This is a genomic window from Pleomorphomonas carboxyditropha, assembly GCF_002770725.1.
In the GTDB taxonomy this organism is placed as follows: domain Bacteria; phylum Pseudomonadota; class Alphaproteobacteria; order Rhizobiales; family Pleomorphomonadaceae; genus Pleomorphomonas; species Pleomorphomonas carboxyditropha.
In genome coordinates this window covers 727,230-741,971 of sequence record NZ_NQVN01000001.1, presented here as the reverse complement: position 1 = coordinate 741,971, position 14,742 = coordinate 727,230, and the positions used below count along the sequence as shown (strand labels likewise).

Genomic DNA, 14,742 nt, shown 5'->3' with positions numbered 1-14,742 from the left:
ACTTGCCCCTCCCTAGCCACTCAAAAAAAGGCTTGAACCTCACGTGACGTGAGGTTGTATCCTGCCCAACGTCCAAAGCGATTGGAGGGCATGCATGCGGAGTCGTCGATGGCGCGTTGGCGAATTGGCAAGCGCCACGGGCACGACCGTCCGCGCCTTGCATCACTATGAGGAAGCCGGACTGCTTGCCGCAGCCGAGCGCACCAGCGGCGATCATCGCCTATACGACGAAGCCGGTGTCGAGCGACTTTACCGAATCCGTGCACTTCGCGGGCTCGGAATGTCGCTTGAAGAAATCAAGAAGGCGATTGAGGACGGCTCCATACTTGCCGATCTCCTGCGAACACACTTGAACCGAGTAGAGTTGGAAGTCGATCGCATTGTACGCCTGCGTGATCGACTTCGCAGCATCACACAGTCGGGGAAGCAAGTTAGCGCTGACGACTTGCTCGCAACATTAGACGCGATGTCTTGCGTAGAGAGGCATGTCCATGCACGCCGACGGAAGAAGAAAGCGAACGATAGCGATGTCGAATCGCAGTGGCGGATTCTAGCAGACCAACTCCGCGCCTGCATGAGCGGCGGTGAGCGTCCGTCGAGTAAGCGAACAATCGCGCTCGCTTCGCAGGCGCGTTCGCTGATGAAGTCTTTCGCGGACGGTGATGCAGAGGTTCTTAGCGCTCTAGCACGGTTACGAATAGCCGACCCTCCTAGAGACCTTGCGGGTTGGACCCCCGATCTCATTCGCTATCTAGATCGCGCCTTGGCGGCCTTGGATAAGCATCTCACCACTAAACTCGAACCGTAGGACTAATGAGGAATGTTGAACGAACAGATTGCTAAGGCTGTAGGCCCGGCGCACATAGACATCGCCTATGAGCAGCGAGGAAACGCAGGCGACCCTGCGGTTCTACTCATCATGGGACTTGCCGGACAGCTTGTGCACTGGCCCACCAGATTTCTAGATGAATTGGTCTCCCGTGGATTTCATGTCATCCGTTTTGACAATCGGGACTCCGGTCATTCGACTCATCTGCACGACGCGCCGAAGCCCGATCTCGCAGCGGCGTTTGCCGGAGACCTTTCCTCTGTCTCCTACACGCTATCCGATATGGCTGCCGATGCTGTCGGACTACTCGATTTTCTTGGCATAGAAGCGGCGCACGTAGTCGGAGCATCCATGGGCGCAGCAATTGCACAGACCATGGCCATCGAGCATCCAGCTCGTGTTCGCACACTTACTTCGATGATGTTCAGCACGGGAGGCAAAGGTGTCGGTCTGATGCATCCTGAAGCACAGGCCCTTTTTACCGACTCGCCGCCAACCACTCGGGAAGAAGCTATCGAACAGGCTATTCGTAGGGCGCCTAAGGTTAGATCGCCAGCTTATCCGACCCCGCCGCAGGAGATTGCAAATATCACAGGGCAGGCATGGGATCGTGACCATGACATACTCGCCACTGCACGCCAATCGGTTGCAACTGTCGCATCCGGGGATCGAACTGAAATGCTGCGTGGCGTAGCTGTCCCGACTCTTGTCATTCACGGAACAAAGGACACGATATGCGACGTGAGTGGAGGCCAAGCTACTGCTGCGGCGATTCCCGGCGCTGAACTCGTGCTCTTTGAGGGTATGGCCCATGATTTTCCCGCCGCGTTAGCGGGTCGCATTGCCGACTGCATTGCCGCCACGGTCCAACGCGGCAAGAAGCGCTAGGCGAGTGTGCCGATGGCCAACCTCAGTGTCTTGAGATGAGGGAGTTCGGAAGAGTTGGTCATCGGCTCTCAGCAACCCCGTCATCTTCGCACAACTGGTCGGGCATCTATGCTCGGCTCACGCATCAACCTGCCATCGCTGATACAGACGCTCGCCGTCGCCGAGCATTTGAATTTTCGCCATGCGGCCCATGCGCTCGGCGTCAGCCTGTCGAGCGTCAGCACCCGCGTAAAGGCGCTGGAGGAAGACCTTGGTGTCCTGTTGTTCGAGCGCCATGCGCGAGGCGTCCGGCTGACGGAAGCCGGTCGCCGCTTCGTCGAGCATGTAGCGGTGGGCGTCGATCAAATCGACCATGCCGTGAAAACGGCTGGCATGGCGGCATCGGGGGAGTGCGGCCGCCTGCGCCTCGGCGTTCATGCCTTCATCCCCGGTAGCTTCCTCGCAGAGTTGATCGAGCGATACCGCACCGAGCATCCAGGCATCGAAGTCGAGATCACGGAAGGCACGGCCCGCGATGCCGTCATGCAGCTTCGCGCCGACCGGCTGGACATCGTGTTCGTAGCCGGCAGGCCCGAACTGCCCGATTGCCATGCCCGGCGAATCTGGACCGAACCGCTTCTGGCCGCGCTGCCGGAGCGGCATCCACTCGCCGGACAGTCCACCGTCACATGGGCCGACCTTGCAGGTGAGACCTTCCTCGTCCGCTATGGCGGCACCGGGCCGCAGGTGCATGACCATATCGTGCTGCGCCTCGCCGGGCGCTGGTCGGCGCCGTCGATCCTTCGTTTCGATGTCGAGCGCGGCACGCTGCTGTCGATGGTCGGACAAGGCTTCGGCATCACCGTCACGGGTGCGGCAACGTCGCTTCTGCAAACATCAGGCGTTGTTTTCTTGTCCATCACGGATGAGCCCGAGCCAGTTGCATTCTCGGCCATCTGGTCGCCGTTCAATCAAGGCGCGGCCCTCCGAAACCTGCTCACCCTTGCCAGCGAAATGGCCCGGCAAGTCCGCACCGGCTGAATTTCTCCGCGATTCGTTTCGACCATCCTTGTAAGACACCAGCGCGGGCGGCTGCCCTGACGCAACCCGTCCTATTTGCCGCCGATAGTATCCGGCAGCCCTCCCGCATCATCTTTCCTGTTGCCTGTCCCGATTTTGCCTACTCTCTGATCGGCTCCGTCTCTTTTGCCGACTGGAGTCCGTATGCGCGGAGGCCGAATCCTATGGGGTCAGATCGCCGTGGTTTTCACCATCGTTGTGGTGACGACGTGGGCGGCGACGCAATGGACCGCCTGGCGGCTCGGCTTTCAATCCCAACTCGGCAATCCATGGTTCGAGTTGGCCGGCTGGCCGATCTACTATCCGCCTGCACTGTTCTGGTGGTGGTATGCTTTCGACGCCTATGCGCCTTCGATCTTTGTCGAGGGCGGCGGCATCGCGGCGTCGGGCGGCCTCACGGCCATAGCCGCCGCCATCCTCATGTCGATCATTCGGGCGCGGGAAGCCCGAAACGTCGCGACCTATGGTTCGGCGCGATGGGCGGAGGACAGGGAAATCCGCACCGCCGGATTGCTCGGCCCCGATGGCATCGTGCTCGGCCGCTACGACTGCGACTACCTGCGCCACGACGGGCCGGAACACGTCCTATGTTTCGCGCCGACGCGCAGCGGCAAGGGTGTCGGCTTGGTCGTTCCCACCTTATTGACATGGCCGGGCTCGGCCATCGTCCACGACATCAAGGGCGAGAACTGGACTCTGACAGCAGGCTTCCGGGCGAAGCACGGCCGCGTCCTGTTGTTCGATCCGACCAACGCCAAATCCTCGGCCTACAACCCGCTGCTGGAGGTGCGGCAGGGTGAATGGGAAGTCCGCGACGTGCAGAATATCGCAGACATATTGGTCGATCCCGAAGGCAGCCTCGACAAACGAAACCACTGGGAAAAGACATCGCATTCGCTGCTTGTCGGCGCGATCCTGCATGTCCTCTACGCGGAGAAGGACAAGACGCTGGCAGGCGTCGCCAACTTCCTGTCCGATCCACGCCGTCCGGTGGAAGCCACCTTACGCGCGATGATGGACACGCCGCATCTCGGAGAAGCCGGCGTCCATCCCGTCATCGCGTCGTCGGCGCGAGAACTGCTGAACAAGTCCGAGAACGAGCGGTCGGGCGTGTTGAGCACGGCCATGTCGTTCCTGGGCTTATATCGCGATCCTGTCGTGGCCCGTGTAACGGCACGCTGCGACTGGCGCATCGCCGATCTGGTCGGCACCCTGGAGCCGGTCACGCTCTACCTCGTTGTGCCGCCCTCCGACATCAACCGCACCAAGCCTCTCATCCGGCTCATCCTCAACCAGATCGGGCGCAGGCTGACCGAGGAATTGCATACGTCCGGCAAGCGTCATCGCCTGCTCTTGATGCTCGACGAGTTTCCGACGCTCGGTCGTCTCGACTTCTTTGAATCCGCGCTGGCCTTCATGGCCGGTTACGGCCTCAAGAGCTTTTTGATCGCGCAGTCGCTCAACCAGATCGAACGCGCTTATGGGCCGAATAACTCGATCCTCGACAACTGCCATGTCCGCGTCGCCTTCGCCACCAACGATGAGCGCACGGCGAAACGGATCAGCGATGCGCTCGGCACCGCGACCGAGCTACGAGATTCCACCAACTACGCTGGGCACCGACTCGCGCCGTGGTTAGGGCATCTCATGGTCTCGCGACAGGAGACTGCCCGGCCGCTCATGACGCCCGGAGAGATCATGCAGCTTCCGCCGACCGAGGAAATCGTCATGGTCGCCGGCACGCCGCCGATCCGGGCAAAGAAGGCGCGCTACTTCGAGGACGCACGGTTTCAGGAACGCCTCCTACCGCCGCCCGATCTGGCATCCGTTCCGTCCGCGCCAAACCCATCATCCGACGACTGGTCGAGCCGCGTAGTGACGGCAGCAAAGGCCACGCACACGACCGCAAACAGTGGGAGCGAGGGCGATCCTGACAATGCCGGCATCCGCCGCGAGCCGGAATTGCCCGAGCATGAGGAAATCGTTGCGCTGCCACACCCGCCCGACCAGGAGTTCGATTTGCTGGACGACGAACCGGACGTTGACGCGGCCAAGGCTCGCGCCATGCGTTCGCGTATGCGGACGGTGGCGCGGCAAGCCTCGCTCGACCCCGGCGACGGCATCGAGCTTTGAAGGACACGCCGATGACCAGCCGAACCCGCATGAACGTCTATTTCGACCCGGACTTGCTCGCCCAGGTCGAGGCGCTGGCGCTGCGCCGGCAAGTGTCCAAGTCCGCCATCGTCGAGGCCGCCGTCGCATCCTTCCTGTCCGGCGACACGTCGGATCGGCTGGAAGCGGCCATGTCGCGCCGCCTCGACAAGCTCGGCCGTCAGATCGACACGCTCGACGAAGATCTCGCCGTGCTCGGCGAGACCGTCTCGCTGTTCATCCGCATCTGGCTTGCCTCCACGCCGCCGCTGCCGGAGAGCGCGCAAGCCTCCGCCCGCGCGAAGGGAGCCGAACGGTTCGAGGGCTTCATGCAGTCGCTCGGCCGGCGTCTGGCGACCGGCGACAGATTCCTCAAAGAGCTGTCGCGCGATGTCGATTCGCTTCAAGATCGTCCATCGCAAGATCAGTGCGAGACGGATCGAGACCATACCTGAATATTCAATCCATCCTATTCGCCGCCGATGGCCGCCGATCACCGCACCCTCTTCGATAGTTGTTGAATAGGCCCGATTTCAGGCTCTTTTAATCGACCCCGTTGCGGGGACCATCTGTTGCGCCCCGTCAGGAAACGGGGCCGATATGACTGCCACTCACCACAAACCGGAAGCGATCCAGCGCGGCGCGCGGATGCTGCGCACCGCGCTCGGCGCGGCCATCGCGCGGTATCTCGAAGACCCGGCCGTGGTCGAGGTCATGCTGAATCCAGACGGCCGGATTTGGGTGGACCGGCTGTCCGAAGGGCTGGCCGATACGGGTGAGATGATGTCCGCCGCTGATGGCGAACGCATCGTGCGCCTGGTCGCCCACCATGTCGGCGCGGAGGTTCATGCCCGCAGCCCTCGCGTCTCGGCCGAGCTGCCCGAGAGCGGCGAGCGGTTCGAGGGGCTATTGCCGCCCGTGGTCATCGGCCCGACCTTCGCCATCCGCAAGCCCGCCGTCGCGGTGTTCACGCTCGACGACTATGTGGCCGCAGGCATCATGACCGCCGACCAGGCCGCGACGCTGCGCGCGGCCGTCGCGTCCCGCGCCAACATCCTCGTGGCGGGCGGGACATCGACCGGCAAGACCACGCTCACCAACGCGCTGCTCGCCGAGGTGGCGAAGGGGTCGGATCGCGTCGTCATCATCGAGGATACGCGCGAGCTGCAATGCCGCGCCGAAAACCTCGTCTCCATGCGGACGAAAGACGGCGTGGCGACGCTATCGGATTTGGTCCGGTCTTCGCTGCGCCTGCGCCCCGACCGCATTCCCATCGGTGAGGTGCGCGGCGCGGAAGCCCTCGACCTTCTGAAAGCGTGGGGCACCGGCCATCCGGGCGGGCTTGGCACCATTCACGCCGGCTCCGGCATCGGCGCGCTCCGCCGCCTTGAACAGCTCATTCAAGAGGCCGTCGTCACGGTCCCGCGCGCCCTGATCGCGGAGACCATCGACCTTGTTGCCGTCCTCTCCGGGCGCGGTTCCGCGCGCCGGCTGGCCGAACTCGCCCGCGTCGAAGGGCTCGGCCCGGACGGCGACTACCGCATCACCCCAGCCACCAACCCCAGCACAGGAGACCCTTCATGATCCACACGCTTTCGCGCGGCTATCGCCTCGTTGCGACCGCCGTAACCACGCTCACCATCAGCACCATGTTCGCACCGGCCGCCCATGCGTCCGGCTCCTCAATGCCGTGGGAAGCACCGCTGCAATCCATCCTCGAATCCATCGAGGGGCCGGTCGCAAAAATCATCGCCGTAATCGTTATCATCGCAACCGGCCTCGCACTGGCCTTCGGCGATACCTCGGGCGGCTTTCGCCGACTCATCCAGATCGTCTTCGGTCTGTCCATCGCCTTCGCGGCATCGAGCTTCTTCCTGTCGTTCTTCTCGTTCGGCGGCGGGGCGCTCGTCTGATGGCGGGCGGTTTCGAACAGCTCGACGCGGTGCCGGGCTTCACTGTCCCGGTCCACCGGGCGCTGACCGAGCATATTCTGCTCGGCGGCGCACCGCGCTCCATCGCCATCATGAACGGGACGCTGGCCGGGGCCGTGGGCCTCGGCCTGCGCCTCTGGCTGGTCGGCCTCGCCATATGGGCGGTCGGTCATTTCGCGTCCGTATGGGCGGCGAAGCGCGATCCCCAATTCGTCGAAGTCGGGCGGCGGCATCTTCGCATCCCCGCGAACCTTTCAGCGTGAGGGCGCGTCCATGATGAACCTCGCCGAATATCGCCGCACCGCCAGTCGCCTTGCCGACTATCTGCCCTGGGCCGCGCTTGTCGGCCCTGGCGTCGTCTTGAACAAGGATGGGAGTTTTCAGAGGACGGCGAAGTTTCGCGGTCCCGATCTGGATTCCGCCGTCGCGGCCGAACTGGTCGCCGTCGCCGGCCGTATCAACAACGCCTTCCGCCGTCTCGGATCGGGCTGGGCGATTTTCGTGGAGGCGCAGCGCAGCGAAGCCGCGACCTATCCCGACAGCACCTTTCCCGATCCGGCATCCGGGCTGCTCGACGCCGAGCGCAAGGCCGCGTTCGAGGAAGCCGGCGCGCATTTCGTGTCGGGCTATTTCTTGACCTTTCTCTACATGCCCCCGGCCGAGGAAGCCGCCCGCGCCGAGACGTGGCTTTACGAGGGCCGCGAGCAATCGGGCGTCGACCCCCATGAAGTCATGCGCGGTTTCATCGACCGCACCGACCGCGTGCTGGCGCTGCTCGACGGCTTCATGCCGGAGTGCGGTTGGTTGAGCGACAGCGCCACGCTGACTTATTTGCACTCAACAGTTTCGACCAACCAGCATCGCGTCCGCGTTCCCGAAACGCCGATCTATCTCGACGCGCTGCTCGCCGACCAGCCGTTGACCGGAGGGCTGGAGCCGCGCTTGGGCGACCAGAATCTCCGCGTCCTGACCGTCATCGGATTTCCGACCGCGACGACGCCCGGCCTGCTCGACGATTTGAACCGGCTGGCCTTCCCGTATCGCTGGAGCACGCGCGCGGTCCTGCTCGACAAGACCGACGCGACCAAGCTGCTGACCCGCATCCGCCGCCAATGGTTCGCCAAGCGCAAGAGCATCGCCGCGATCTTGAAGGAGGTCATGACGAATGAGGCGTCCGTTCTCGTCGATACGGATGCCGCCAACAAGGCAGCCGACGCCGACATGGCCTTGCAGGAGCTGGGGGCCGACGTGGCGGGCATGGCCTACGTCACGGCCACCATCACGGTATGGGACGCCGATCCCCGGATTGCCGACGAGAAATTGCGGATGGCCGAAAAGGTCATCCAGGGCCGCGACTTCACCGCCATGGTGGAGACGGTCAACGCGGTTGACGCATGGCTTGGTTCGCTTCCTGGCCACGCCTACGCGAACGTCCGGCAGCCACCTATCAGCACCTTGAATCTCGCCCACATGATCCCGCTTTCAGCGGTGTGGGCGGGGCCGGAACGGGACGAGCATTTCGGTGCGCCCCCTCTGCTTTATGCAAAGACCGAAGGCTCCACCCCGTTCCGGTTTTCCCTTCATGTCGGCGACGTGGGCCACACCCTCGTCGTCGGTCCCACAGGCGCAGGCAAGAGCGTGTTGCTCGCGCTCATGGCCTTGCAGTTCCGCCGTTACGACCGCAGCCAAGTGTTCGCCTTCGATTTCGGCGGCAGCATCCGTGCCGCGTCGCTCGCCATGGGCGGCGACTGGCACGACCTGGGCGGCGGGTTGACCGAAGGTTCGGACGTTTCCGTATCGCTCCAGCCGCTTGCCCGGATCGACGATACCTATGAACGCGCCTGGGCGACCGACTGGATCGTGGCCATCCTCATGCGCGAAGGCGTCACGATCACCCCGGAGGTGAAGGAACACATCTGGACGGCGCTGACATCGCTTGCCTCCGCGCCGGTCGGAGAACGCACCATCACCGGCCTTGCGGTGCTGTTGCAATCCAACGACCTCAAACAAGCCCTTCGCCCGTATTGCGTCGGCGGTCCTTATGGCCGGCTGCTCGACGCCGAGGCCGAGCACCTGGGCGCGGCCGACGTGCAGGCGTTCGAGATCGAGGGGCTTGTCGGCACCGGGGCTGCGCCCGCCGTGCTGGCTTATCTGTTTCACCGCATCGGCGACAGGCTCGACGGGCGGCCGACGCTTCTCATCATAGATGAAGGCTGGCTTGCGCTCGACGACGAGGGGTTCGCCGGCCAGCTCCGCGAATGGCTCAAAACGCTGCGCAAGAAGAACGCCAGCGTTATCTTCGCCACGCAAAGCCTGTCCGACATCGACAATTCAGCTATCGCGCCGGCCATCATCGAAAGCTGCCCGACGCGGCTGCTCTTGCCGAACGAACGCGCCATCGAGCCGCAGATCACGACCATCTATCGGCGATTTGGCCTGAATGACCGGCAGATAGAAATCCTCGCAAGGGCGACGCCGAAGCGGGATTACTACTGCCAAAGCCGCAGGGGTAATCGCCTCTTCGAACTGGGCCTGTCCGAAGTCGGCCTCTCGCTCTGCGCCGCATCCTCGAAAACCGACCAGACGCTCATTGCGCAGATCGTGGCCGATCACGGCCGCGACGGTTTCCTCGCCGCGTGGCTCGCGGCCCGCGAAGTGGGCTGGGCCGTCGATCTTCTCCCCGGCTTCCCGACGCTCATCCCCCAAACCGAAAAGGAGACCCAATCATGACCATTCGCCCTTTCAGCTCGCGCGCCGTCTTCATGGCCGCGACCATGCTCGCCGCGCCGCTAGTCGTGTCGTCGATGATCGCGACGCCCGCGCACGCCATCATCGTGTTCGACCCGTCGAATTATGCGCAAAACGTGCTGACCGCCGCGCGCTCGCTGGAGCAAATCACCCACCAGATCACCAGCCTCCAGAACGAAGCGCAGATGCTCATCAACCAGGCGCGCAATCTGGCGAGCCTGCCATATTCGGCGCTCCAGCAGATTCAGCAATCGGTTCAGAAGACGCAGCAGCTTTTGAACCAGGCGCAGAACATCGCCTTCAACGTCCAGCAGATCGACCAGGCGTTCCAGCAGCAATACGGCAACGTATCCATGTCGGCGAGCAACCAGCAACTCGTCGCTGACGCCCGCGCCCGCTGGAAAAACACGGTCGGCGGCTTGCAGGACGCCATGCGCGTTCAGGCCGGTGTCGTTGGCAACATCGACAGCAACCGCACGCAAATGTCGGAGCTTGTCGGCCGCAGCCAGTCGGCAACCGGCGCTCTCCAGGCAACGCAAGCGGGCAATCAAATCCTTGCCCTGCAATCGCAGCAGCTTTCCGACCTTGTGGCGCTTCTTGCAGCCAACGGCCGGGCGGGCGCGCTGACCGAAGCCGAACGGACGGCGGCGGCCGAACAGGGCCGCGAGCAACGCCGCCGCTTCCTTACGCCCGGCAGCGGCTACACGCCCGGCAACGCGCAGATGTTCAATAACGGCAATTGAGGGCGCAGCCATGGACGGCAAGATGCTGGCCCGGCTGGGCGCTATCGTATTCGTGGCCATCGCGATCACGGCGACGGCCATCGAAATGACCCGCAAGGAGGACGCGCCGGCATCGCCGCCGCGTCTTCTCCAGCCCGACCGCGACCCGCTGCGCGAAGGGCGGCGCCGGTGCCAGCAGCTTGGGGCAACGGCCGCCAGCGACGCGGAATGCCTGCGCGTATGGGCCGAAACTCGCGACCGCTTTCTCGGCCGCACGCGCGCGCCGGCCGCGCCCGCTTCCAACACCAGCGAAGGGCGGTGACGCATGGGCGGCGCTGGCGTCATCGACAATTTCCTCGGCACCTTCACCCGCTACATCGACTCCGGTTTTGGGTTGCTCGGCGGCGAGGTCGCGTTCATCGCGACCACGCTCATCGTCATCGACGTGACCTTAGCGGCTCTGTTCTGGAGCTGGAGCGCGGACGACGACATTATTGCGCGGCTGGTGAAGAAGACGCTGTTCGTCGGCGTCTTCGCCTATCTCATCGGCAACTGGAACAACCTTGCGAAGATCGTTTTCGACAGCTTTGCCGGCCTGGGCCTGAAAGCATCCGGCACGGGCTTCACCGCGCAGGATTTGATGCGGCCGGGCAAGGTCGCGCAAACCGGCCTCGATGCCGCACGGCCTCTGCTCGATTCCATTTCCGATCTTATGGGCTGGGTTGCGTTCTTCGAGAACTTCATTCAGATCGCGTGCCTGCTGTTCGCCTGGGCGCTCGTCATCCTCGCCTTCTTCATCCTCGCCATCCAGCTTTTCGTGACGCTGATCGAGTTCAAATTGAGCACGCTGGCGGGCTTTGTGCTGATCCCGTTCGGCCTGTTCGGCAAGACCGCCTTCGTGGCCGAGCGCGTGCTTGGCAACGTGATTTCCAGCGGCATCAAGGTTCTGGTGCTCGCCGTCATTGTCGGCATCGGCTCGACGCTGTTCTCGCAATTCACGGCTGGTTTCGGCGGCCAGACGCCGAGCATCGACGACGCCATGGCCGTCGTGCTCGCTGCATTGTCGCTCGTCGGCCTGGGCATCTTCGGCCCCGGCATTGCTTCCGGCCTTGTCAGCGGAGGTCCGCAGCTTGGCGCGGGCGCAGCAGTCGGCACCGGACTTGCTGTTGGCGGCGCAGCACTTGCCACAGGCGGCGCGGCCGGACTTGCCGCGAAGGCAGGCGCAGCCGCCGTGCGCGGCGGCGCAACCGCAGCCGGCGCAGCATCCGCAGCCTATAGCCTTGGTTCGTTCGGTCAGTCCGGCGCGGCAGGCGTCGCATCCGGCCTGGGCGGCGTCGCACGTGCCGCAGGCAGCGCGGCCACGTCACCGCTTCGCCGGGCGGCAGCAAGCGTCAAATCCAGTTTCTCCGAAGGCGTGAAGGCCGGATTCGGCGCGACGGGCGGCACGCCGCCCGCAGGATCAGCCGGCAGCACGTCGGCATCCGCGCCGGCCGCTGGCGCATCGCCTGGCTGGGCGCAGCGGATGCGACAGGGCGGCCAGACAGCCCATGCCGTTCAGACCGCCGCGCACGCCGTCCGCTCCGGCGACAGCCACGCCTCCGGTTCTTCCGTCAACCTCTCTGAAAGCGACCGCACATGAGCATCTTCAAGCGACCCGCCGTGCATTACGGCAAGACCCCGCAATCCGAAACGCCTTATCAGAAGGCCGCGCAGGTTTGGGACGAGCGTATCGGCTCGGCCCGCGTCCAGGCGCGTAACTGGCGCTATATGGCGTTCGGCTCTCTCATCCTTTCGGCTGGCCTCGCGTCCGCGCTTGTCTGGCAGACCGCGCGGGGAACCGTCGTGCCTTGGGTTGTGCAGGTTGACCGGCTCGGCCAGGCGCAGGCCATCGCGCCGGCAACGGCCGACTATCGCCCGACCGACCCGCAAGTGGCGTGGCACCTTGCCCGCTTTATCGAGCAGGTCAGAAGCATTCCGTCCGACCCCATCATTGTCCGTCAGAACTGGCTTCGCGCCTATGAGTGGACGACGGATCGCGGCGCGGCGGCGCTCAATGACTACGCGAGGGCAAACGACCCGTTCACGAAAGTCGGCAAACAACAGATTTCCGTCGAGGTGTCGAGCGTCATTCGCGCCTCGCCCGACAGCTTCCGCATCGCCTGGACCGAACAGCACTATGAAGACGGCAAGCTCGCCTCGACAGAGCGATGGACCGCGATCCTGACCATCGTACTCCAGCCGCCTCGCGACGTCGACCGGCTCAAGAGCAATCCGCTCGGAATCTACGTCAACGCAATTTCGTGGTCGCGGGAAATGAGCCAATGAGCAAGGCTTTCCATAAACCCGCGCTTGCCGCCGTCATGCTGTCCGCGACCGCACTGGCCGGTTGCGCGACCTACAAGCCGCCGCAGATCAGCTATGACGCCAACGTGCCGCCGCTGCCGGCTATCCCCGCGGCCGTTACCGACGACCGGCCGCGGCCGATCCATATTCCGCCCGCCTGGACCGTTGCGCGCGGTGGCCAGACCGCCAGCACCGCGACAGGCCGCGTCGAGAACGCCAATGCCGCCGCCCGCGTGCAGCCGCGCCGTGAAGGCTATTACAACGCCATCCAGATTTATCCGTGGAGCGAAGGCGCGCTCTATCAGGTCTATGCCGCGCCCGGCCAGATCACCGACATTGCGCTTGAGCCGGGCGAGAGTCTGACCGGCGCGGGGCCGATTGCGGCCGGCGACACGGCCCGCTGGATTATCGGCGACACGGAATCCGGTTCTGGTGTCACGCGCCGCGTCCATATCCTCGTGAAGCCGAGCCGGCCGGACATTACGACCAATCTTGTCGTGACGACCGACCGACGCACCTACTTGCTCGAGCTGCGATCCGGCGAGAAGCCTTATATGCCTTCCGTCGCCTGGGCCTATCCGCAGCCACCGGCCAGCCAGCGCCAGGCCGTGCCCACCACGCCGATCATTCCGGCCGTCGCAACGCGCGACTACCGCTATGGCCTGACCGGCGACAATCCGCCGTGGAAGCCCGTCGCGGTCTATGACGACGGCCGCAGGGTCTATGTCGAGTTTCCGCGCGGCATCGTGCAGGGCGAAATGCCGCCGATCTTCGTGCTTGGCGCGGACGGCGAGGCGCAGATCGCCAACAGCCGCATCCATCAAAACGTCCTGATCGTGGACCGTCTGTTCGGCGCGGCCGAGCTGCGCCTTGGCGGCGGCAAGCAGCAACAGACCGTCAGGATTGTCCGCACGGACGGGAGGCCATCGTAATGACCGACACTGAAACCAATGCCGCACCGATGCGGCTTCGCGCGGAAGCCCCGCGCGTCACGCGCCTGTCCCGCAAGATGCTCGCTGGCGTCGGCGCGGTCGCGTTTCTCGGCATCGGTGGGACGCTGATCTACGCGCTCCAGACCCGCGATGCGGGACCGGGCGGCAAAGAACTCTATTCGACCGAGAACCGGCCCACGGCGGACGGCCTCGCCGGTCTGCCGCGCGACTATACCGGGCCAATACTCGGCCCCGCGTTGCCCGGCGACCTCGGCCGACCGATCCTCGACGCGCAGAACAGGGGACAGCCGGTTGCGCCGCCCGTCATGACGACGCCAGCCGTCGATCCCGAGGAGCAGCGCCGTCTCGCCGAGGAAGAAGCCGCGCGCGTAAGCCGTGTCTTCTTCCAGACCGCACCAGGCACGGGGACCCCTGCTAGCGCCGCTCCACCCGGCATGGCCGACCTGGGTCTCTCCGGGCAGACCGGCGCGACCGGCACGCAGAACCGGCACGCGACCTTCCTCAATGGCCCCGTCGATCGGCGCACTGTCGCGCCCGATCGCGTCGTGCCGCCGGCATCGCCCTATATCCTTCAGGCTGGGGCCGTCATACCGGCCGCGCTTATCACCGGCATCCGCTCGGACCTGCCGGGGCAGATCACGGCCCAGGTCACGGAGAATGTCTACGACAGTCCGACCGGCAGCCTTCTCCTTATCCCGCAGGGCACGCGCATCATCGGCCAATACGATGACGGCGTGACCTTCGGCCAGCGCAGGGTGCTGCTGGTCTGGAATCGCCTGATCCTGCCGGGCGGCCGCTCCATCGTTCTCGAGCGCCAGCCTGGCGCGGATGCGTCCGGCTATGCCGGGCTTGAGGATGGCGTCGATTATCACTGGTGGGATCTGATGAAAGCGGCTGGGCTTTCGACCTTGCTTTCCGTCGGCACGGAGCTGGCGACCGACGACGAGGACCGCCTGATCCGGGCCATTCGCGACGGCGCGCAGGACACCATCAATCAGGCCGGTCAGCAGATCATCCAGCGCCAGTTGCAGGTCGCACCGACGTTGACCATCCGGCCGGGTTTCCCAGTCAGGGTCATTGTGACACGCGACCTGATATTCGAGAATACAGGAGGTTGA

At 64.4% G+C, this 14,742-nt stretch carries 15 protein-coding genes; all 15 read left to right on the top strand.

The genetic code is table 11. The features are described from left to right. Positions 1–94 precede the first annotated feature (94 nt). A complete protein-coding gene (locus CJ014_RS03505; protein WP_100079098.1) occupies positions 95–808 on the top strand; it encodes a MerR family transcriptional regulator in 714 nt (237 codons plus the stop codon). A gap of 12 nt (positions 809–820) precedes the next feature. Beyond that, complete coding sequence (locus CJ014_RS03500) at positions 821–1,717, top strand: alpha/beta fold hydrolase (protein ID WP_100079097.1); 897 nt, start codon at positions 821–823, stop codon at positions 1,715–1,717. A 108-nt stretch (positions 1,718–1,825) separates the two neighbouring features. Further along, a complete protein-coding gene (locus CJ014_RS03495) occupies positions 1,826–2,737 on the top strand; it encodes a LysR family transcriptional regulator (protein WP_100079096.1) in 912 nt (303 codons plus the stop codon). Positions 2,738–2,920: 183 nt separating this feature from the next. Then, positions 2,921–4,909, top strand: coding sequence for a conjugal transfer protein TraG (locus CJ014_RS03490; protein ID WP_100079095.1), 1,989 nt, complete (start codon positions 2,921–2,923; stop codon positions 4,907–4,909). An 11-nt stretch (positions 4,910–4,920) separates the two neighbouring features. Then, positions 4,921–5,382, top strand: coding sequence for a ribbon-helix-helix domain-containing protein (locus CJ014_RS03485; protein WP_100079094.1), 462 nt, complete (start codon positions 4,921–4,923; stop codon positions 5,380–5,382). Between the two features lie 145 nt (positions 5,383–5,527). After that, on the top strand, positions 5,528–6,511 hold the full coding sequence (trbB, locus tag CJ014_RS03480) for a P-type conjugative transfer ATPase TrbB (RefSeq protein ID WP_100079093.1): 984 nt from the start codon (positions 5,528–5,530) through the stop codon (positions 6,509–6,511). Continuing rightward, positions 6,508–6,840 carry a TrbC/VirB2 family type IV secretion system protein gene (locus CJ014_RS03475; RefSeq protein ID WP_100079092.1) on the top strand — a complete coding sequence of 111 codons (333 nt, stop codon included), beginning with the start codon at positions 6,508–6,510 and terminating at the stop codon, positions 6,838–6,840. Before trbB ends, CJ014_RS03475 begins: the two co-directional genes overlap by 4 nt. Next, complete coding sequence (locus CJ014_RS03470; protein WP_100079091.1) at positions 6,840–7,121, top strand: VirB3 family type IV secretion system protein; 282 nt, start codon at positions 6,840–6,842, stop codon at positions 7,119–7,121. The genes CJ014_RS03475 and CJ014_RS03470 overlap by 1 nt, the downstream gene beginning before the upstream one ends. 10 nt (positions 7,122–7,131) lie before the next feature. Further along, positions 7,132–9,588: a conjugal transfer protein TrbE gene (trbE, locus tag CJ014_RS03465; protein ID WP_100079090.1), complete on the top strand. Its 2,457-nt coding sequence runs from the start codon at positions 7,132–7,134 to the stop codon at positions 9,586–9,588. Then, the gene (trbJ, locus tag CJ014_RS03460; protein WP_100079089.1) at positions 9,585–10,349 is read left to right on the top strand and encodes a P-type conjugative transfer protein TrbJ; all 765 of its coding nucleotides are present in this window, start codon (positions 9,585–9,587) and stop codon (positions 10,347–10,349) included. The genes trbE and trbJ overlap by 4 nt, the downstream gene beginning before the upstream one ends. A 10-nt stretch (positions 10,350–10,359) precedes the next feature. Next, positions 10,360–10,650 carry a putative entry exclusion protein TrbK-alt gene (trbK-alt, locus tag CJ014_RS03455; RefSeq protein ID WP_100079088.1) on the top strand — a complete coding sequence of 97 codons (291 nt, stop codon included), beginning with the start codon at positions 10,360–10,362 and terminating at the stop codon, positions 10,648–10,650. A 3-nt stretch (positions 10,651–10,653) separates the two neighbouring features. Beyond that, on the top strand, positions 10,654–11,967 hold the full coding sequence (gene trbL, locus CJ014_RS03450) for a P-type conjugative transfer protein TrbL (protein WP_100079087.1): 1,314 nt from the start codon (positions 10,654–10,656) through the stop codon (positions 11,965–11,967). Beyond that, positions 11,964–12,653 carry a conjugal transfer protein TrbF gene (gene trbF / locus CJ014_RS03445; RefSeq protein ID WP_100079086.1) on the top strand — a complete coding sequence of 230 codons (690 nt, stop codon included), beginning with the start codon at positions 11,964–11,966 and terminating at the stop codon, positions 12,651–12,653. Before trbL ends, trbF begins: the two co-directional genes overlap by 4 nt. Beyond that, the gene (trbG, locus tag CJ014_RS03440) at positions 12,650–13,603 is read left to right on the top strand and encodes a P-type conjugative transfer protein TrbG (protein ID WP_100079085.1); all 954 of its coding nucleotides are present in this window, start codon (positions 12,650–12,652) and stop codon (positions 13,601–13,603) included. Before trbF ends, trbG begins: the two co-directional genes overlap by 4 nt. Further along, on the top strand, positions 13,603–14,742 hold the full coding sequence (locus tag CJ014_RS03435; protein ID WP_100079084.1) for a TraB/TrbI/VirB10 family type IV secretion system protein: 1,140 nt from the start codon (positions 13,603–13,605) through the stop codon (positions 14,740–14,742). Before trbG ends, CJ014_RS03435 begins: the two co-directional genes overlap by 1 nt.

Coding starts and splice junctions, on each gene's coding strand:
- CJ014_RS03505 (WP_100079098.1), top strand. CDS start 95: ATGCGGAGTCGTCGATGGCGCGTTGGCGAATTGGCAAGCGCCACGGGC.
- CJ014_RS03500 (WP_100079097.1), top strand. CDS start 821: ATGTTGAACGAACAGATTGCTAAGGCTGTAGGCCCGGCGCACATAGAC.
- CJ014_RS03495 (WP_100079096.1), top strand. CDS start 1,826: ATGCTCGGCTCACGCATCAACCTGCCATCGCTGATACAGACGCTCGCC.
- CJ014_RS03490 (WP_100079095.1), top strand. CDS start 2,921: ATGCGCGGAGGCCGAATCCTATGGGGTCAGATCGCCGTGGTTTTCACC.
- CJ014_RS03485 (WP_100079094.1), top strand. CDS start 4,921: ATGACCAGCCGAACCCGCATGAACGTCTATTTCGACCCGGACTTGCTC.
- trbB (WP_100079093.1), top strand. CDS start 5,528: ATGACTGCCACTCACCACAAACCGGAAGCGATCCAGCGCGGCGCGCGG.
- CJ014_RS03475 (WP_100079092.1), top strand. CDS start 6,508: ATGATCCACACGCTTTCGCGCGGCTATCGCCTCGTTGCGACCGCCGTA.
- CJ014_RS03470 (WP_100079091.1), top strand. CDS start 6,840: ATGGCGGGCGGTTTCGAACAGCTCGACGCGGTGCCGGGCTTCACTGTC.
- trbE (WP_100079090.1), top strand. CDS start 7,132: ATGATGAACCTCGCCGAATATCGCCGCACCGCCAGTCGCCTTGCCGAC.
- trbJ (WP_100079089.1), top strand. CDS start 9,585: ATGACCATTCGCCCTTTCAGCTCGCGCGCCGTCTTCATGGCCGCGACC.
- trbK-alt (WP_100079088.1), top strand. CDS start 10,360: ATGGACGGCAAGATGCTGGCCCGGCTGGGCGCTATCGTATTCGTGGCC.
- trbL (WP_100079087.1), top strand. CDS start 10,654: ATGGGCGGCGCTGGCGTCATCGACAATTTCCTCGGCACCTTCACCCGC.
- trbF (WP_100079086.1), top strand. CDS start 11,964: ATGAGCATCTTCAAGCGACCCGCCGTGCATTACGGCAAGACCCCGCAA.
- trbG (WP_100079085.1), top strand. CDS start 12,650: ATGAGCAAGGCTTTCCATAAACCCGCGCTTGCCGCCGTCATGCTGTCC.
- CJ014_RS03435 (WP_100079084.1), top strand. CDS start 13,603: ATGACCGACACTGAAACCAATGCCGCACCGATGCGGCTTCGCGCGGAA.